This window comes from Streptococcus gwangjuense (assembly GCF_003627155.1).
Classification (GTDB): domain Bacteria; phylum Bacillota; class Bacilli; order Lactobacillales; family Streptococcaceae; genus Streptococcus; species Streptococcus gwangjuensis.
In genome coordinates this window covers 1,230,103-1,247,525 of sequence record NZ_CP032621.1, presented here as the reverse complement: position 1 = coordinate 1,247,525, position 17,423 = coordinate 1,230,103, and the positions used below count along the sequence as shown (strand labels likewise).

Annotated in this window: 20 protein-coding genes; 18 read left to right on the top strand and 2 right to left on the bottom strand. The window is 42.6% G+C overall.

Translation table 11 applies throughout. The features are described 5' to 3' along the window. Positions 1-8: 8 nt before the first annotated feature. The 6 genes from rpsO (at position 9) to D7D53_RS06030 (ending at position 5,250) form a co-directional block, all read left to right on the top strand. A complete protein-coding gene (rpsO, locus tag D7D53_RS06055) occupies positions 9-278 on the top strand; it encodes a 30S ribosomal protein S15 (RefSeq protein WP_001018251.1) in 270 nt (89 codons plus the stop codon). Positions 279-897: 619 nt separating this feature from the next. Then, entirely contained in the window at positions 898-1,509 is a 612-nt protein-coding gene (locus D7D53_RS06050; RefSeq protein WP_023940457.1) for a CadD family cadmium resistance transporter, read from the top strand. 234 nt (positions 1,510-1,743) lie between these two features. Continuing rightward, a complete protein-coding gene (locus D7D53_RS06045; RefSeq protein WP_120770445.1) occupies positions 1,744-2,790 on the top strand; it encodes a FecCD family ABC transporter permease in 1,047 nt (348 codons plus the stop codon). Position 2,791: 1 nt separating this feature from the next. Then, entirely contained in the window at positions 2,792-3,547 is a 756-nt protein-coding gene (locus tag D7D53_RS06040; protein ID WP_120770444.1) for an ABC transporter ATP-binding protein, read from the top strand. 19 nt (positions 3,548-3,566) lie between these two features. Further along, positions 3,567-4,577: an ABC transporter substrate-binding protein gene (locus D7D53_RS06035; protein WP_120770443.1), complete on the top strand. Its 1,011-nt coding sequence runs from the start codon at positions 3,567-3,569 to the stop codon at positions 4,575-4,577. Continuing rightward, a complete protein-coding gene (locus tag D7D53_RS06030; RefSeq protein ID WP_120770442.1) occupies positions 4,558-5,250 on the top strand; it encodes an alpha/beta hydrolase-fold protein in 693 nt (230 codons plus the stop codon). The genes D7D53_RS06035 and D7D53_RS06030 overlap by 20 nt, the downstream gene beginning before the upstream one ends. Before the next feature lie 43 nt (positions 5,251-5,293). Here D7D53_RS06030 and D7D53_RS06025 read toward each other — a convergent pair whose 3' ends face one another. Next, entirely contained in the window at positions 5,294-6,043 is a 750-nt protein-coding gene (locus D7D53_RS06025; protein ID WP_120770441.1) for a lysophospholipid acyltransferase family protein, read from the bottom strand. A gap of 132 nt (positions 6,044-6,175) precedes the next feature. On the opposite strand from D7D53_RS06025, the gene D7D53_RS06020 reads away from it, so the two are divergent. The 6 genes from D7D53_RS06020 (at position 6,176) to D7D53_RS05995 (ending at position 13,284) form a co-directional block, all read left to right on the top strand. Then, on the top strand, positions 6,176-8,512 hold the full coding sequence (locus D7D53_RS06020) for a cation-translocating P-type ATPase (protein ID WP_120770440.1): 2,337 nt from the start codon (positions 6,176-6,178) through the stop codon (positions 8,510-8,512). A gap of 101 nt (positions 8,513-8,613) precedes the next feature. Then, positions 8,614-9,291: a tRNA (adenine(22)-N(1))-methyltransferase gene (locus D7D53_RS06015; protein WP_120770439.1), complete on the top strand. Its 678-nt coding sequence runs from the start codon at positions 8,614-8,616 to the stop codon at positions 9,289-9,291. Then, positions 9,278-10,075 (top strand): Nif3-like dinuclear metal center hexameric protein, encoded by a 798-nt coding sequence (locus D7D53_RS06010; protein WP_120770438.1) that lies wholly within the window; start codon positions 9,278-9,280, stop codon positions 10,073-10,075. Before D7D53_RS06015 ends, D7D53_RS06010 begins: the two co-directional genes overlap by 14 nt. A 16-nt stretch (positions 10,076-10,091) precedes the next feature. Further along, positions 10,092-11,195 (top strand): NAD(P)/FAD-dependent oxidoreductase, encoded by a 1,104-nt coding sequence (locus D7D53_RS06005; protein ID WP_162927881.1) that lies wholly within the window; start codon positions 10,092-10,094, stop codon positions 11,193-11,195. A gap of 102 nt (positions 11,196-11,297) precedes the next feature. Next, complete coding sequence (galE, locus tag D7D53_RS06000; protein ID WP_120770436.1) at positions 11,298-12,317, top strand: UDP-glucose 4-epimerase GalE; 1,020 nt, start codon at positions 11,298-11,300, stop codon at positions 12,315-12,317. A gap of 1 nt (position 12,318) precedes the next feature. Continuing rightward, positions 12,319-13,284, top strand: coding sequence for a glycosyltransferase family 2 protein (locus D7D53_RS05995; RefSeq protein ID WP_120770863.1), 966 nt, complete (start codon positions 12,319-12,321; stop codon positions 13,282-13,284). A gap of 57 nt (positions 13,285-13,341) precedes the next feature. Here D7D53_RS05995 and D7D53_RS05990 read toward each other — a convergent pair whose 3' ends face one another. Further along, positions 13,342-13,539, bottom strand: a complete 198-nt coding sequence (locus D7D53_RS05990) for a ferredoxin (protein ID WP_162927880.1) — start codon at positions 13,537-13,539, stop codon at positions 13,342-13,344. Between the two features lie 45 nt (positions 13,540-13,584). On the opposite strand from D7D53_RS05990, the gene D7D53_RS05985 reads away from it, so the two are divergent. The 6 genes from D7D53_RS05985 to yihA all read left to right on the top strand — a co-directional run bounded on the left by D7D53_RS05985 (position 13,585) and on the right by yihA (position 17,420). After that, positions 13,585-14,076 (top strand): SAG1386/EF1546 family surface-associated protein, encoded by a 492-nt coding sequence (locus tag D7D53_RS05985; RefSeq protein ID WP_042750773.1) that lies wholly within the window; start codon positions 13,585-13,587, stop codon positions 14,074-14,076. A gap of 8 nt (positions 14,077-14,084) precedes the next feature. Then, complete coding sequence (gene cmk, locus D7D53_RS05980; protein ID WP_004262329.1) at positions 14,085-14,759, top strand: (d)CMP kinase; 675 nt, start codon at positions 14,085-14,087, stop codon at positions 14,757-14,759. A gap of 119 nt (positions 14,760-14,878) precedes the next feature. Beyond that, a complete protein-coding gene (locus D7D53_RS05975) occupies positions 14,879-15,385 on the top strand; it encodes a dihydrofolate reductase (RefSeq protein WP_120770434.1) in 507 nt (168 codons plus the stop codon). Beyond that, a complete protein-coding gene (locus D7D53_RS05970) occupies positions 15,385-15,555 on the top strand; it encodes a hypothetical protein (RefSeq protein WP_045612102.1) in 171 nt (56 codons plus the stop codon). The genes D7D53_RS05975 and D7D53_RS05970 overlap by 1 nt, the downstream gene beginning before the upstream one ends. 36 nt (positions 15,556-15,591) lie before the next feature. Continuing rightward, positions 15,592-16,824 (top strand): ATP-dependent Clp protease ATP-binding subunit ClpX, encoded by a 1,233-nt coding sequence (gene clpX, locus D7D53_RS05965; RefSeq protein ID WP_012972566.1) that lies wholly within the window; start codon positions 15,592-15,594, stop codon positions 16,822-16,824. 8 nt (positions 16,825-16,832) lie between these two features. Continuing rightward, entirely contained in the window at positions 16,833-17,420 is a 588-nt protein-coding gene (gene yihA / locus D7D53_RS05960; protein ID WP_000422605.1) for a ribosome biogenesis GTP-binding protein YihA/YsxC, read from the top strand. Positions 17,421-17,423: the final 3 nt, after the last annotated feature.

The window sequence follows — 17,423 nt, the reverse complement described above, 5'->3', positions numbered from 1 at the left end:
GAAACATCATGGCAATCTCAAAAGAGAAAAAAAATGAAATCATCGCACAATATGCACGTCACGAAGGTGATACAGGTTCAGTAGAGGTTCAAGTTGCTGTCCTTACTTGGGAAATCAACCACCTTAACGAACACATCAAACAACACAAAAAAGACCACGCTACTTACCGTGGATTGATGAAAAAAATCGGTCGCCGTCGTAACTTACTTGCATACTTGCGTAAAAACGACGTTAACCGTTACCGTGAGTTAATCAACTCTCTAGGACTTCGTCGCTAATTCAAGATACAAAGGCCGTCAAAAGCACAAAGCAAAAATAGGAAAATTGACGAAGAAACTTCAGTTTCTAGGAGATTTTATCTTTTTTGCCAAGTGCTTAGGCCGTGTTCAATTGAGCATATCTTGATAATGAAGCTACTCTAAATTGGGTAGCTTTTTTGTATGGATTTTATCCCAATCTCAAATCAGCTCTCTGATTTTCAGAGGGCTTTTTTATTGAGATTTTATCGGTCACAATTTTGGAGACTACAAAAACCGGATCCTATGAAGGTGGCTTACTAGAACAATTTTATCGGTCACAATTTTGGAGACTACAAAAACCTCAAATGGTATCAGCTAATTACACCATAAAGGTGCGCAGCTACTCGGCTTGAAAAGCCGAGTAGCTGTCTGCAAGCTCCCTCGGAGAGCCCACACTTTACGAAGTAAAGTATAGTATGTTATACTTTACATGGAAGTAGTCACTGAATTTCAGTTAGAAATTACTTTGTAACTACATTTTGAGGAGGAGTAAAATGCTTTCCTACGTTCGACATTACCCACTAGCGATAGCTAAATTAATGTGTCTGTGTTCTCCTAAAATCTGCTGATTTATTACTGACTAATACAGGAGGTTTTTATGGGACAGACAATCATATCTGCTATTGGTGTTTATATTTCCACCAGTATCGATTATTTAATTATTTTAATTATTTTATTTGCACAGCTATCACAGAATAAACAAAAATGGCATATTTATGCGGGGCAATATCTAGGCACAGGCTTACTTGTAGGGGCGAGTTTAGTTGCTGCTTATGTCGTTAATTTCGTGCCTGAAGAATGGATGGTTGGATTGCTTGGTTTAATTCCTATCTATTTAGGGATTCGCTTTGCAATTGTTGGAGAAGGTGAGGAAGAAGAGGAAGAAATTATTGAAAGGTTAGAACAAAGCAAGGCAAATCAACTGTTTTGGACAGTTACATTGCTGACAATTGCGTCTGGCGGAGATAATTTAGGTATCTATATACCTTATTTCGCTTCGTTAGATTGGTCACAGACCCTCGTGGCGTTGCTTGTGTTTGTAATCGGCATAATTATCTTATGCGAGATTAGTCGGGTGTTATCCTCTATTCCGTTAATATTCGAGACAATTGAAAAATACGAGCGAATCATTGTGCCCTTAGTATTCATTCTACTTGGACTATACATCATGTATGAAAATGGCACGATAGAGACTTTTCTGATCGTGTAGATTTTTTTGTTTCACTAGGATTTTAGCCCGAGCTCAAATCAGCTCTCTGACTTCAGAGGGCTTTTTATGTTGTCACTTTACCTCGATATACTCAAGTATAATCTTTACTTATGCTTCCTAGCACAATAAAACCAACTATATTCATTTGTTCTCATCTTGTTCCATTGCTGAAAATATGGTATACTTTTCATGAGAATTTTCTAAATTTTTAAGATTCTATCAAAGGAGGTTTGCATGCTTTCCAAATTTTCTGGAAGCCGACAAGACCAGCAATTTGTGTTACTTTTAGTTATTTTGCTAGGTATTTTAGGGATTTCTCTCTTTCTAGCAGTTTCTATGGGATCCGTTGCTATTAATCTAGGAGATACCTATCGGATTATTTTGAGCAGGTTGGGATTTCCTCTTGAGATAGGAGAGGTTTCTAAGTCTACTCTTGCCATTGTATGGAACATGAGATTCCCTCGAGTATTGTTAGGTCTGATAGTAGGAGCAGGTCTTTCTATGTGTGGTAGCGTGATGCAGTCTACAGTGAACAACCCCATCGCAGAGCCTTATGTCTTAGGAATATCTGCGGGTGCAACTCTAGGTGCAACCTTGAGCATCATTCTTGGTTTTAAAGTGATGATTAGCCTTGGAGCTTTTCTTGGAGCTATTTTGGCAACCATTGCTGTCCTCATCATTGCTTCTATGCAGGGAAGGATGACGACTTCTAGTCTGATTTTATCAGGAACGGTGGTCAATGCTCTCTTTTTGGCTTTTTCCAACTTTATTATCTCAGTTGGTGCTAATGCTGACAGTGTGATGACTATTAAGTTTTGGACCATGGGCTCGCTTGCTGGGACTACCTGGTCTGACTTAGTTTTGCCAACTATAGTAGTGGGAATGGCCTTTCTATTTTTTTCTACGCAGTATCGTGTTTTTAATGCGATGATGATGGGAGATGAGATTGCTTTAACTTTGGGGATTCCCTTACGCTTTTATTGGTATCTTTATGTGACCATGGTGGCTGTGTTGACAGCAGTCTTAGTGGCAACCTGTGGGATTATTGGATTTGTCGGTCTGATTACTCCACATTTAGCTCGAGGGTTAGTAGGAACGAATTACAAGAGGCTTTTTCCTGTTGCAACCTTGCTAGGTGCCCTCTTTGTCATCTGGGCAGATGTACTCTCTCGTATCATCATTCCAAACGCAGAGCTTCCTATTGGTATTTTTACAGCCTTAGTAGGTGCTCCCTTCTTTATCTACATTGTTGGAGGTAGGCGAAGGGAGGTGAGGGTCTGATATGGACTTGATTTGTCAGGATATCCATTTTGGACTAGGAGAGAAAAAAATCCTCAAGGGAGTTTCTCTTAAGGTTGAAGGGCATCAATTTCACACGATATTAGGACCAAATGGAAGCGGGAAAACCAGTCTACTTAAACTCCTCTATCGTCAGGAAAAGGCGGACAAAGGCTTGATAAGCCTAGATGGAAAGCCTCTGGAACAATGGACGCTCAAAGAAACAGCCAAGCAAATGGCAGTTGTGACCCAGTTTAACCAGCTGCAGTTTGATTGTACAGTTGAAGAAATCGTCTTGCTGGGAAGAACTCCCCACCTCTCTTTTTTACAGAAGGAAAAGGAAAGGGACTATGCGCTCGTTCAAGATGCTCTCGTTAAGGTGGATATGCTTGAGAAGAAAACTCGTCTCTATTCTTCTCTGTCAGGGGGGGAGAAACAACGAGTCTTATTAGCCCGCGCCTTGGCGCAAGAACCGACTCTCTTGCTCCTGGACGAACCAACCAATCACCTGGATATCAAGTATCAGCTAGACTTGTTGGCCATTGTGAAGAATCTCAAGGTCAATGTTCTAGCTGTCCTGCATGATATTCAACTTGCTTGTCGCTATTCGGATTATCTCTATCTGATGAAAGAGGGAGAAATCCTTTACCAAGGGACTCCAAAGGAGACCATCACCCCTGAGTCATTGCAAACTGTATACGGAGTTCAAAGTCAGGTGACTTGGACCGAGGATCAGCAAGCTATGATTCACTATTTATAAGAATGAAAAGGAAAACAAGATGAAAAAAACACTAAGCATTTTACTGGTAACAGTAGCTACTCTAACCATGGCAGCTTGTGGCAATACTACTACAGAAAAAGCTACCACACAATCTAGCACAGAAACAAGTCAAAAGGCGAACACAGAGACGACTTATCCGTTAACGGTCAAAACCTATGACGCGAAAGGGAATGAAGTCGAACAAGTCTTTGACAAGGCACCTGAAAAAGTTATCACAAACAATCTTTCAACCACTGAAATCTTATTGGAGTTGGGGTTGAAGGATAAAATTGTTGGTATGCTCAATCCAGACAATGCTGTGACGGACAAATACAAGGACGCGATTGCATCTATTCCTCAAATTGGGGATAAAAAAACAGTCTCACAAGAGACAGTCCTTTCTTATGAGCCAGACGCTGTGATGGGTCGAAACATGATGTTTTCTGAAAAATCCTTGGGGACAGTTAGCACTTGGAATGAAAACAAAATCCCAGTCTATACGCAAAAAGCTTCTCTCTCAACGATTCAGCAAGATTTGGGGAATATCGTAGAAGATGTCAAAAATCTTGGAATGATTTTTAATGTGCAGTACAAGGCTAATGAATACGCAACCCAATTACAAACTAAAATTGACGCTGTTAAGAAAGCAAATCCAGCAAGTCAAGGTGAAAAGAAAAAGGCTTTGATTATGGTTGCTTATAATGATGAAACCTTCGGTGCCTACAAGTCTGCTTTGCAAGAAAGTTTGCTGAACCAACTTGGTTATACAAACGTTGCTACGGGGACATCAGGCTTGACCTTAGAAAATCTCGTGTCAATGGATCCTGAATTGATTATCTATGTAACCAGTGACCGCAATAAAAAATTGGATGAAAAAGCAGTAGAGTTGATGAAGGCAAATGCTGTTTTGGAAAGCGTTCCTGCTATTAAGAATCAAAAAATCATGACTATCTCTTACGATGAGTTGATGGATTATGGTCCAGCAGTGATTGATTCCCTTGAGAAAATCAATGACTTTATCAATAAATAATGAGTTTGATTGGGAAGGAATTCAAGTCAAAATCAGCCTTCCTTCTAACTACGACCCCAATCGAACCTATCCGGTTATTTTATTGAATGATGGAAACTTGGATTTCCTATCGTCCTTTTCCGAATCTGTGATTTTAGTGGGCTTGACCTCTAAAAATCGCCTAGATGACTACACTCCTTGGAAGGTAGCTGCTCTGAGAGATGGAGCTCCAGATTTTGGCGGTCAGGCCAACGTTTATCATGATCATTTATTTGGAGGTCTTTTAGACAAGTTGCAGTCGCTTTATCGCCTGGACGAAACTTGCCTTGCTTATGGAGGCTACTCACTAGGTGGTTTAGCGGCAGTCTACAGTCTTTTCGGCTTTGACAAGGTTTCCTGTGTCTTCTCCATCTGCGGTTCCTTTTGGTATCCTGATTTTGTGACTTACTGCAAGGAAGAAAATGTGAAAAATCTAGACTGTTTGCTGTATTTACAGAACGGTCAAACAGAAGGAGTCAATCATAGCAATCGCTTAGCTCAAGCACCAGTCTATGCTGAGCAGATTCATACAAGTCTTCAGAAACGCTATCCGAACGGTCAGTTTGTCTTTGATCCTTATGGACACCATGAACAAGTAGCTGAACGATTTCTAGATTTTTCTAGCTGGTTGGCCCAAAAATGGAAAATCGAATAAAAAATTTATCCCTTGGCAAAAGCCAAGGGATTGTTGTATTAATTTAACCAAGTTTTTCTCTTTTCTTATCTGGATTCCAGATGAAGCTTGCGATAAAGCTAAAGACGATGGTTAGGATAGCGAGGATAATGGCAAGGATGAGGGCAGGGATGCGGATAAGCCACCAGAGTGGGTTTGGTTTTTTATTATTGTGCCATTGTTTCGTTTCTTGGTCCAGACGTTGAAATTCTGCTTGGATGCGATTGGCAACTGTTTCAATGCCTTCATCATTCATTTTCTTGATATCTGAGATATCGATTGGATTTCCAAAGTTCATATCGACACGCTCGCGGCTAACCAAGCCTTTCAAGGTCATGGGACCTGTGTAGGTAACCGGCATGATACGGACCTTGGCCATTTTGGCAATCAGAGCTACGCCACCCTTGACATCGTTTGAGTGACGGCTCCCACTTGGAAACATGATAAGAGAGCGATCACTTTTTTTGAGAACATTGATAGGGTATTTGATGGCTGAGGCGTTAGGATTTTCACGGTCGATGGGAAAGGCGCCACACATACGAATCCACCAGCCAAAGATACGGTTGGTAAAGAGTTCTTTTTTTGCCATAAAGATAAACTGTTTTGGCTTGGTCGCAAAAGCCATGTAAACTGGATCCCACCAAGTGCGGTGAGGTGCAACCAGAATATAATTTTCATCTTGATTAGGAATTTTATCAGTATTATGATAGTGGGCATTGCCATTGATGGACCATAGGAGCAATACAACCAATCCACGTAAATAAGTATAAAACATGCGATCTCCTTCGATTATTTTCTTGTTATTATTATACCTTATCAAAGGAGGGCTGGCAAACTTTTCCCTTGACTAGGTGCAGATTTAGGATGAGATTAGAATTCTGTAAAAAAAAATGATATGATAGAATTTATGGATAAAAATAAGATTATGGGATTAACCCAAAGAGAAGTCAAGGAAAGACAGGCTAAGGGCTTGGTCAATGATTTTACTGCTTCGGCCAGTACCAGCACTTGGCAAATCATCAAACGAAATGTCTTTACCCTTTTTAATGCTTTGAACTTTGCCATTGCTTTGGCACTAGCCTTTGTGCAGGCTTGGAGCAATCTGGTCTTCTTTGCCGTTATCTGCTTTAACGCTTTTTCTGGAATTGTGACCGAGCTGCGGGCTAAACACATGGTGGACAAGCTCAATCTCATGACCAAGGAAAAGGTCAAGACTATTCGTGATGGTCAGGAAGTTGCTCTGAATCCTGAAGAATTGGTGCTAGGAGATGTCATTCGTTTATCTGCAGGAGAGCAGATTCCCAGTGATGCCTTGGTTTTGGAAGGCTTTGCGGAAGTCAATGAAGCCATGTTAACGGGGGAAAGTGATTTAGTGCAAAAGGAAGTTGACGCCTTGCTTTTGTCAGGAAGTTTCCTAGCTAGTGGGTCAGTTTTAGCTCAAGTTCACCATGTCGGTGCAGACAACTATGCCGCCAAACTCATGCTGGAAGCCAAGACCGTTAAACCCATCAACTCTCGTATCATGAAATCGCTGGACAAACTAGCAGGTTTTACTGGGAAGATTATCATTCCCTTTGGTCTGGCTCTCTTGCTAGAAGCCTTGCTGTTAAAAGGCCTGCCTCTCAAGTCATCCGTTGTAAATTCATCGACAGCCCTACTGGGAATGTTACCCAAGGGAATCGCCCTTTTGACTATTACTTCGCTCCTGACCGCAGTGATTAAGCTGGGCTTGAAAAAGGTTTTGGTGCAGGAGATGTACTCTGTTGAGACCTTGGCGCGCGTGGATATGCTCTGTCTGGACAAGACGGGTACCATCACCCAAGGAAAGATGCAGGTGGAGGCGGTTCTTCCGCTAACTCAAGATTATGGTGATGAGGCTATTGCCAGCATCCTGACAAGCTATATGGCCCATAGTGAGGATAAAAATCCAACAGCCCAAGCTATTCGCCAGCGTTTCCAAGGTCAGGTAGCCTACCCTATGCTTTCGAATCTTCCTTTCTCAAGCGACCGCAAGTGGGGTGCTATGGAATTGGAAGGTCTAGGAACTGTTTTCCTAGGCGCACCAGAGATGTTGTTGGATGCTGAAGTTCCTGAAGCTAGAGAAGCTCTTGAACGAGGATCTCGTGTCTTGGTCTTAGCCCTCAGTCAGGAAAAACTAGACCATCACAAACCACAGAAACCATCTGATATTCAGGCTCTAGCCTTGCTGGAAATCTTGGACCCGATTCGGGAGGGAGCAGCAGAGACGCTGGACTATCTCCGTTCTCAGGAAGTGGGGCTCAAGATTATCTCTGGTGACAATCCAGTTACGGTATCCAGCATTGCCCAGAAGGCTGGTTTTGCGGACTACCACAGCTATGTCGATTGCTCGAAAATTACGGATGAGGAATTGGTTGCTATGGCGGAGGAGACTGCGATTTTCGGACGTGTTTCCCCTCATCAAAAGAAACTCATCATCCAAACACTGAAAAAAGCGGGTCATACAACAGCTATGACAGGGGATGGAGTTAATGATATTCTGGCTCTTCGTGAGGCGGATTGTTCTATCGTGATGGCTGAGGGAGATCCTGCGACTCGTCAGATTGCCAATCTGGTTCTCTTGAACTCAGACTTTAATGATGTTCCTGAAATTCTCTTTGAAGGTCGTCGGGTGGTCAATAACATTGCCCACATCGCCCCGATTTTCTTGATAAAGACCATCTATTCATTCATATTAGCGGTCATCTGTATCGCCAGTGCCCTTCTAGGAAGGTCAGAGTGGATTTTGATTTTCCCATTCATTCCGATCCAGATTACCATGATCGACCAGTTCGTGGAAGGTTTCCCACCATTCGTTCTGACTTTTGAGCGAAATATCAAACCTGTTGAGCCAAACTTCCTCAGAAGATCTATGCTTCGTGCTCTACCAAGTGCTCTCATGGTCGTCTTCAGCGTTCTTTTTGTGAAAATATTTGGAAGTAGCCAAGGTTGGTCTGAGTTAGAAATCTCAACTCTACTCTATTATCTCTTGGGATCAATTGGTTTCTTATCCGTATTTAGAGCCTGCATGCCATTTACCCTATGGCGTGTCCTCTTGATTGTTTGGTCAGTAGGAGGTTTCCTAGCCACAGCTCTCTTCCCAAGAATTCAAAAACTGCTTGAAATTTCAACCTTAACAGGACAAACACTACCTGTTTATGGTATCATGATGCTGTTCTTTACCGTGATTTTCATTTTGACCAGTCGCTATCAATCCAGAAAATAAAGAAAGGCTGCAATCTGTGGATTGCGGTTTTTTTAGGTGCAAGATTGCTAGCTGAAATGTGGTATAATAAGAAATAATAGAGTTTTGGAAAGTGAGAGAAGATGATTTCAAAGAGATTAGAATTAGTGGCTTCCTTTGTGCCACAGGGAGCCATTTTACTAGATGTGGGGAGTGACCATGCTTATCTGCCTATCGAGTTGGTCGAAAGAGGACAAATTGAAGGTGCCATTGCAGGTGAGGTGGTGGAAGGTCCCTACCAGTCTGCGGTCAAAAATGTTGAGGCTCACGGCCTAAAGGAGAAAATCCAAGTTCGTTTAGCCAATGGCTTGGCAGCTTTTGAAGAGACTGACCAAGTGTCGGTCATCACTATTGCTGGCATGGGTGGTCGTTTGATTGCTAGGATTTTAGAAGAGGGCTTGGACAAGTTAGCTAATGTAGAGCGTTTAATCCTCCAGCCTAATAATCGTGAAGACGACTTGCGTATCTGGCTACAAGAGAACGGATTTCAGATTGTAGCTGAAAGCATCTTAGAAGAAGCTGGCAAGTTTTACGAGATTTTGGTGGTGGAAGCAGGACAAATGAAGCTATCAGCCAGTGACCTTCGCTTTGGACCTTTCTTGTGCAAAGAGGTCAGTCCAGTCTTTGTTCAAAAATGGCAAAAAGAAGCTGTTAAGCTAGAGTTTGCCCTCGGACAAATCCCAGAAAAAAATCTGGAGGAACGTCAAGTTCTAGTAGATAAAATTCAAGCCATCAAGGAGGTTCTCCATGCTAGCAAGTGAAGTAACTAACGAATATGAAGACTTTTGTCCTCAGGAAATTTCCATGGAGGGAGACAGTCGTGGTCTGCAAATTGGCACTTTGGACAAGGATATCCAAAGGGTCATGGTGGCTCTGGATATTCGTGAAGAAACGGTGGCTGAAGCCATTGAAAATGGTGTGGACTTGATTATCGTCAAGCACGCGCCGATTTTCCGTCCCATCAAGGATTTAGTAGCTAGCCGTTCACAAAATCAGATTTACATTGATCTCATCAAGCATGATATCGCAGTTTATGTCAGCCATACCAATATTGACATCGTTGAAAATGGCCTCAATGACTGGTTCTGCCAGATGCTAGGCATTGAGGAAACGACTTATCTTCAGGAGACAGGTCCTGGACGTGGAATTGGACGTATTGGGAATGTTCAGCCTCAGAATTTTGGGGATTTCGCCCGACATGTCAAGCAAGTCTTTGGTCTAGATAGCCTTCGATTGGTGTATTATCAAGAGACTGATTTGCAGAAGCCTATTTCAAGAGTAGCCATCTGTGGTGGGAGCGGGCAGTCTTTCTATAAGGATGCTTTAGCTAAAGGAGCGGATGTCTATATCACTGGTGATATTTACTACCACACTGCCCAGGATATGTTGTCTGATGGCTTGCTAGCATTGGACCCAGGTCACCATATTGAAGTGCTTTTTGTGGAAAAAATTTCTGCACTCCTTACTCAATGGAAGGCTGAAAAAGGCTGGACTATCGATATTGTACCTAGTCAAGCATCGACCAATCCTTTCCACCATATCTAGTTAGAAAGTGAAAACAATGAAAAAAGTTGCCATTATCGGAGCAGGGATTGTAGGTGCAACAGCTGCCTACTACCTCTCTAAAGAAAGTGACCTAGAGGTGACCGTTTTTGACCATGGACAAGGTCAAGCTACCAAGGCCGCAGCAGGAATTATCAGCCCTTGGTTTTCCAAACGCCGCAATAAAGCCTGGTACAAAATGGCGCGCTTGGGGGCTGACTTTTATGTGGATTTATTAGCTGATTTAGAGAAGTCAGGACAAGAAATCGACTTTTACCAGCGTTCGGGAGTCTTTCTCCTGAAAAAGGATGAAACTAAGTTGGAAGAACTCTATCAACTAGCCCTCCAGCGTAGAGAAGAATCTCCTTTGATAGGGCAATTAGCCATTCTGGACCAAGAATCAGCTAACGAATTATTCCCTGGTTTGCAGGGATTTGATCACTTGCTCTATGCTTCTGGTGGAGCGAGAGTAGATGGGCAGCTTTTGGTCACTCGTTTGCTAGAAGCCAGTCAGGTCAAGCTGGTCAAAGAAAAAGTAACTCTGACACCTTTAGCATCAGGCTACCAGATTGGCGAAGAGGTGTTTGATCAAGTTATTTTGGCGACGGGAGCTTGGTTGGGACACCTGTTAGAGCCTTTAGGTTATGAAGTGGATGTCCGTCCCCAAAAGGGGCAACTCCGAGATTATCAACTTGCCCAAGACATGGAAGCTTACCCTGTTGTTATGCCAGAAGGGGAGTGGGATTTGATTCCTTTTGCAGGTGGGAAATTATCCCTAGGCGCTACTCATGAAAATGACATGGGATTTGATTTGACGGTAGATGAAACCTTGCTCAAACAAATGGAGGAGGCAGCCTTGCCCCACTATCCTGTTTTATCGGAAGCGACTTCCAGAAGTGAACGAGTGGGAATCCGTGCCTATACCAGCGATTTCTCTCCTTTCTTTGGGCAGGTTCCAGAATTAGCAGGTGTCTATGCTGCTAGTGGACTAGGTTCATCAGGCCTCACAACTGGTCCTATCATTGGTTACCATCTGGCTCAACTGATCCAAGACAAGGAGATGACCTTGGATCCTCTAAATTACCCAATTGAAAACTATGTCAAACGAGTAAAAAGCGAATAAGAATTTTACTGAAATTTTAGCCTCCCCTCTAGGATGGCAAATGACATTCCCTATCAAAAATGGTAAAATAAGAAAAAATAATCCGAGAATCGAGGAAAGAAGATGCAAGAAAAGATTTTAGTAACGGGTGGGGCAGGTTTTATCGGGACCCACACTGTTATTGAGTTAATCCAAGCAGGTCATCAGGTTGTTGTGGTGGATAACCTTGTCAACAGCAATCGCAAAAGTTTAGAAGTTGTTGAAAGAATCACAGGAGTTGAAGTGCCTTTCTATGAGGCAGATATCCGTGATAACGATACTCTAAGAGATATTTTCAAGCAAGAAGAACCAACAGGGGTCATTCACTTTGCTGGCTTGAAGGCTGTCGGTGAATCTACCCGTATTCCTCTTGCCTACTATGACAACAATATCGCTGGAACTGTTAGTCTTTTGAAGGTCATGGAAGAAAACAACTGTAAAAACATTATTTTCAGTTCTTCTGCGACAGTTTACGGGGATCCGCACACCGTGCCAATCTTGGAAGATTTCCCACTTTCAGTGACCAATCCATACGGTCGTACCAAACTTATGCTAGAGGAAATTTTGACCGATATCTACAAGGCAGACTCAGAATGGAATGTGGTCTTGCTTCGTTACTTCAACCCAATCGGAGCTCATGAGAGTGGTGATTTGGGAGAAAATCCAAACGGTATTCCAAACAACCTCTTGCCATATGTGACTCAAGTAGCAGTTGGGAAATTAGAGCAAGTGCAAGTGTTTGGGGATGATTACGATACGGAAGACGGAACTGGTGTTCGTGACTATATCCACGTTGTCGATTTGGCTAAAGGTCACGTTGCAGCACTGAAAAAAATCCAAAAAGGTTCAGGTCTAAACGTTTATAACCTTGGAACAGGTAAAGGTTATTCTGTTCTTGAAATTATCCAAAACATGGAAAAAGCAGTGGGGCGCCCAATTCCTTACCGTATCGTTGAACGCCGCCCAGGTGATATCGCAGCCTGCTATTCAGATCCTGCAAAAGCCAAAGCAGAACTGGGTTGGGAAGCAGAACTCGACATCACCCAAATGTGTGAAGACGCATGGCGTTGGCAAAGCAAGCATCCAAATGGATTTGAAGACTAAGATGGTGATGTCAATCATTGTCCCCTGTTTAAACGAAGAGGAAGTACTTCCTCTTTTTTATCAGGCTTTGGAAGCTTTACTTCCGGATTTGGGAACAGAAATCGAGTATGTCTTTGTCGATGATGGATCAAGTGATGGGACCTTGGAACTCTTAAAGACCTATCGGGAGCAAAATCCAGCAGTGCATTATATTTCTTTCTCGCGAAATTTTGGCAAAGAAGCAGCTCTCTATGCAGGCTTGCAATATGCGACAGGAGATTTGGTGGTAGTGATGGATGCGGACCTCCAAGATCCTCCTGGTATGTTGCTTGAGATGAAAGCCTTACTAGACCAGAATGCAGATCTGGACTGTGTTGGAACACGGAGAACTAGTCGGGAGGGAGAACCCTTCTTTCGCAGTTTCTGTGCTGATCTCTTTTATGGCTTCATGAAAAAAATTAGCCCAGTAGCCTTGCCGTCAGGTGTCCGTGATTTTCGCATGATGAGAAAATCTGTAGTGGATGCCATTTTAGCTTTGACCGAGTCCAATCGTTTTTCAAAGGGGCTCTTTGCCTGGGTGGGTTTTAAAACCCACTATTTGGACTATCCAAATGTCGAAAGGCAAGCTGGCAAGACCAGTTGGAGTTTTAGGCAACTCTTTTTCTACTCCATTGAAGGGATTGTTAATTTTTCAGATTTTCCCTTGATTATAGCCTTTGTGGCAGGTCTCCTATCTTGTTTTATTTCTCTGCTTATGACCTTTTTTGTTGTGGTGCGGACCCTCATTTTGGGCAATCCGACATCAGGTTGGACCTCTCTGATGGCTGTTATTCTCTTCCTTGGGGGAATCCAACTCTTGACCATTGGGATTCTCGGCAAGTATATCAGTAAGATTTATCTAGAGACCAAAAAAAGACCACTTTATCTCGTCAAAGAAAAAAGTGACCTTCCTGATTTTACAGAAAAAAATAAAGAGAAAAGACTATAATTTTGCATGGAAATATGCTAAACTAGAAGGAGTGGAACGTTCCTGTCGATGTTAGAGTTAATCTTTAATCAAGGCATGTGTCGGACAGTTTCTAACAGCTTCTACGACGTCCTGGCTAGGAGAGATTTCTTTTTCTAGTTGGTCAGGGTCATCGTAAAAACGCACGATTCCATTATCGTGGTAATCAAATAAATCAGAATAAGTTTGGCAAAGCCCACAGGCGATGCAGCGTTCAGGTATAAGTGTGATTTTCATATTTATATTGTAATAAGAAAAGTAAAAAAAAACAAGGAGTAAGGTATGGCAAAAGAACCGTGGCAAGAAGATATTTATGAGAATCAAGAAGAAACAAGATCAGAACGTCGTAAGAGAGAACAAGGTGGAGGAGTGCTGGCTAATCGTATCTTGACCATTTTAGCAAGTATTTTCTTTGTGATTATAGTCGTGATGATTATTGTTCTTATCTATCTTTCATCGGGTGGGAGTAATCGCACAGCAGCCTTGAAAGATTTTCACGATTCAGATACAAAAGTAGAGCAAGTTTCTTCTACTTCTAGTAGTAGTTCAGAGCAGGCATCTTCTAGTTCAGAGGAGAAGGTAGAAGAGTCATCTAGTAGCTCAGAACATCCAACTGATCCAGAAGGAACTACAAAAGTTATGGCTGGAGAAGGAGAAGCAGCCATTGCCGCTCGTGCAGGAATCTCGATTGCTCAGCTAGAGGCCTTGAATCCTGGGCATATGGCTACAGGGTCTTGGTTTGCTAATCCAGGTGATGTTATCAAAATCAAATAGGAGTTGATATGAAAACGATTCAAATTGCTATCGATGGTCCAGCTTCAAGTGGTAAGAGTACAGTCGCAAAGATTATTGCTAAAGATTTTGGGTATACCTATCTAGATACAGGTGCCATGTATCGTGCGGCGACCTATATGGCTCTGAAACACCAGTTAGGAGTGGAAGAGATTGAGGAACTTTTAGCCTTATTGGACCAGCATCCAATCAGCTTTGGGCGTTCAGAAACTGGAGAGCAGCTTGTCTTTGTGGGGGATGTGGATATTACCCATCCTATCCGTGAAAATCAAGTGACCAATCATGTTTCGGCTATTGCGGCAATTCCTGAAGTTCGTGAGAAACTAGTTTCTCTTCAACAAGAGATTGCCCAGCAAGGTGGGATTGTCATGGATGGTCGCGACATTGGAACTGTTGTATTGCCACAAGCAGAACTGAAAATTTTCCTAGTAGCTTCGGTAGATGAAAGAGCAGAGCGCCGTTACAAGGAAAATATTGCCAAGGGAATTGAAACAGACCTTGAAACCCTAAAAGAGGAAATTGCTGCGCGTGACTACAAGGATAGTCATCGTGAGACTTCGCCTCTCAAACAAGCAGAGGACGCTGTCTACCTTGATACAACTGGCTTGAACATTCAAGAAGTAGTCAAAAAAATTGAATCAGAAGCAAAGCAACGTATGTCCTAGGGACCGGAGAAGCAGGCTAAAGCTAGCCTGCTTCTTTTCTGTCAAACTGAACGCATTCCAAACCAGTCTTTTTTTGAGTTTTTTGATAAAATAGTACTATCAGTGAAAAGGATGGAAGCATGACTAAGAAAATTGTAGCTATTTGGGCCCAGGATGAAGAGGGTGTGATTGGTAAGGACAATCGTCTGCCTTGGCATTTGCCAGCAGAATTGCAACACTTTAAAGAAACAACTCTGAATCATGCTATCTTGATGGGGCGCGTGACCTTTGATGGGATGGGGCGTCGCTTGCTTCCAAAACGGGAGACCTTGATTTTGACACGTAACCCGGAAGAAAAGGTAGATGGGGTTGCTACTTTTCAGGACATCCAGTCTGTTCTAGACTGGTATCAGGGTCAAGACAAGAATCTTTATATTATCGGTGGGAAGCAAATTTTTCAGGCTTTTGAACCCTACCTTGACGAAGTGATTGTGACTCAAATTCATGCTCGGGTGGAGGGAGATACCTATTTCCCTGAAGAGTTTGACTTGTCCCTTTTTGAGACAGTTTCAAGCAAATCCTATACCAAAGATGAGAAAAATCCTTATGATTTTACCATTCAATACCGCAAGAGAAAGGAAGTCTAATGGAACGTAGTATATTTGGTTTTTTCACAGCCATGCTGTGTTTGGTCTGCTTGCTTGCAGGAGTACAGGCTTTTCGTAAAAAGCGCTATGGACTTTCTGTCCTGCTCTGGTTAAATGCCTTTACCAATTTGGTCAATAGTATTCATGCTTTTTACATGACCTTATTTTAGATAGAATGACAGTATAGAATAGAACGGAAGGAAATCATGCCTACAAATAGGAATAATGATATGATGGTTTATTGCTCATTTTGTGGCAAAAGCCAAGAAGAAGTACAAAAAATAATCGCTGGGAACAACGCCTTTATCTGTAATGAATGTGTGGAGTTAGCCCAGGAAATCATTCGGGAGGAGTTGGCTGAGGAAGTCTTGGCAGACTTGTCTGAGGTACCAAAACCAATCGAACTCCTCCATATCTTGAACCATTATGTAATCGGTCAAGATCGTGCCAAACGTGCCTTGGCAGTGGCAGTTTACAACCACTACAAACGTATCAATTTCCACGATACGCGTGAAGAGTCAGAAGATGTGGATTTGCAGAAGTCAAACATCTTAATGATTGGCCCAACTGGTTCAGGGAAAACTTTCCTTGCTCAGACCTTGGCTAAGAGCTTGAATGTGCCTTTTGCGATCGCAGATGCCACAGCTCTTACGGAGGCTGGTTATGTAGGTGAGGATGTGGAAAATATCCTCCTTAAACTCTTGCAGGCTGCTGACTTTAACATCGAACGTGCAGAACGTGGGATTATCTACGTGGATGAAATTGACAAGATTGCCAAGAAGAGCGAGAACGTATCGATTACACGTGACGTTTCTGGTGAAGGGGTACAACAAGCCCTTCTCAAGATTATCGAGGGAACTGTTGCTAGTGTGCCACCTCAAGGTGGACGCAAGCATCCACAACAAGAGATGATTCAAGTTGATACTAAAAATATCCTCTTCATCGTGGGTGGTGCCTTTGATGGCATTGAAGAAATCGTCAAACAACGTCTTGGAGAAAAAGTCATCGGATTTGGTCAAAACAATAAAGCGATTGATGAAAACAGCTCATACATGCAAGAAATCATCGCAGAAGATATTCAAAAATTCGGTATTATTCCTGAGCTGATTGGACGCTTACCTGTCTTTGCAGCTCTTGAGCAATTGACTGTTGATGACTTGGTTCGTATTTTGAAAGAGCCAAGAAATGCCTTGGTCAAACAATATCAAACCTTGTTATCTTATGACGATGTTGAGTTGGAATTTGACGACGAAGCCCTTCAAGAAATCGCCAATAAGGCTATCGAACGCAAAACCGGTGCGCGTGGTCTTCGTTCCATCATTGAAGAAACCATGCTAGATGTCATGTTTGAAGTACCGAGTCAGGAAAATGTGAAATTGGTTCGCATCACAAAAGAAGCTGTCGATGGAACGGATAAACCAATCTTGGAAACAGCCTAGAGGTGACTATGGAACTGAATACACATAATGCTGAAATCTTGCTCAGTGCGGCTAATAAGTCCCACTATCCGCAGGATGAACTGCCAGAGATCGCTCTTGCAGGCCGGTCGAATGTAGGCAAGTCTAGCTTTATCAACACCATGCTCAACCGTAAGAATCTGGCTCGTACATCGGGGAAACCTGGTAAAACTCAGCTTCTTAACTTCTTTAACATTGATGACAAGATGCGCTTTGTGGATGTGCCTGGTTATGGCTATGCCCGCGTTTCCAAAAAGGAACGTGAAAAGTGGGGGCGCATGATTGAAGAGTATCTAACAACTCGGGAAAATCTCCGTGCGGTTGTCAGTCTAGTTGACCTTCGTCATGACCCGTCAGCAGATGATGTACAGATGTATGAATTTCTCAAATACTATGAGATTCCGGTTATCATCGTTGCGACTAAGGCAGACAAGATTCCTCGTGGTAAGTGGAACAAGCATGAATCAGCAATTAAAAAGAAATTAAACTTTGACCCAAGTGATGACTTCATCCTCTTTTCTTCTGTCAGCAAGGCAGGGATGGATGAGGCTTGGGATGCAATCTTAGAAAAATTGTGAGGA

What these genes read in the sequence shown, in the direction of transcription:
- cmk (WP_004262329.1), top strand. Translation starts at nt 14,085, where the DNA reads ATGAAAACGATTCAAATTGCTATCGATGGTCCAGCTTCAAGTGGTAAG.
- clpX (WP_012972566.1), top strand. Translation starts at nt 15,592, where the DNA reads ATGCCTACAAATAGGAATAATGATATGATGGTTTATTGCTCATTTTGT.
- rpsO (WP_001018251.1), top strand. Translation starts at nt 9, where the DNA reads ATGGCAATCTCAAAAGAGAAAAAAAATGAAATCATCGCACAATATGCA.
- D7D53_RS05985 (WP_042750773.1), top strand. Translation starts at nt 13,585, where the DNA reads ATGGCAAAAGAACCGTGGCAAGAAGATATTTATGAGAATCAAGAAGAA.
- D7D53_RS06015 (WP_120770439.1), top strand. Translation starts at nt 8,614, where the DNA reads ATGATTTCAAAGAGATTAGAATTAGTGGCTTCCTTTGTGCCACAGGGA.
- D7D53_RS06050 (WP_023940457.1), top strand. Translation starts at nt 898, where the DNA reads ATGGGACAGACAATCATATCTGCTATTGGTGTTTATATTTCCACCAGT.
- D7D53_RS05990 (WP_162927880.1), bottom strand. Translation starts at nt 13,539, where the DNA reads ATGAAAATCACACTTATACCTGAACGCTGCATCGCCTGTGGGCTTTGC.
- D7D53_RS05995 (WP_120770863.1), top strand. Translation starts at nt 12,319, where the DNA reads ATGGTGATGTCAATCATTGTCCCCTGTTTAAACGAAGAGGAAGTACTT.
- D7D53_RS06025 (WP_120770441.1), bottom strand. Translation starts at nt 6,043, where the DNA reads ATGTTTTATACTTATTTACGTGGATTGGTTGTATTGCTCCTATGGTCC.
- D7D53_RS05970 (WP_045612102.1), top strand. Translation starts at nt 15,385, where the DNA reads ATGGAACGTAGTATATTTGGTTTTTTCACAGCCATGCTGTGTTTGGTC.
- D7D53_RS06005 (WP_162927881.1), top strand. Translation starts at nt 10,092, where the DNA reads ATGAAAAAAGTTGCCATTATCGGAGCAGGGATTGTAGGTGCAACAGCT.
- D7D53_RS05975 (WP_120770434.1), top strand. Translation starts at nt 14,879, where the DNA reads ATGACTAAGAAAATTGTAGCTATTTGGGCCCAGGATGAAGAGGGTGTG.
- D7D53_RS06030 (WP_120770442.1), top strand. Translation starts at nt 4,558, where the DNA reads ATGACTTTATCAATAAATAATGAGTTTGATTGGGAAGGAATTCAAGTC.
- D7D53_RS06045 (WP_120770445.1), top strand. Translation starts at nt 1,744, where the DNA reads ATGCTTTCCAAATTTTCTGGAAGCCGACAAGACCAGCAATTTGTGTTA.
- D7D53_RS06040 (WP_120770444.1), top strand. Translation starts at nt 2,792, where the DNA reads ATGGACTTGATTTGTCAGGATATCCATTTTGGACTAGGAGAGAAAAAA.
- D7D53_RS06035 (WP_120770443.1), top strand. Translation starts at nt 3,567, where the DNA reads ATGAAAAAAACACTAAGCATTTTACTGGTAACAGTAGCTACTCTAACC.
- D7D53_RS06010 (WP_120770438.1), top strand. Translation starts at nt 9,278, where the DNA reads ATGCTAGCAAGTGAAGTAACTAACGAATATGAAGACTTTTGTCCTCAG.
- D7D53_RS06020 (WP_120770440.1), top strand. Translation starts at nt 6,176, where the DNA reads ATGGATAAAAATAAGATTATGGGATTAACCCAAAGAGAAGTCAAGGAA.
- yihA (WP_000422605.1), top strand. Translation starts at nt 16,833, where the DNA reads ATGGAACTGAATACACATAATGCTGAAATCTTGCTCAGTGCGGCTAAT.
- galE (WP_120770436.1), top strand. Translation starts at nt 11,298, where the DNA reads ATGCAAGAAAAGATTTTAGTAACGGGTGGGGCAGGTTTTATCGGGACC.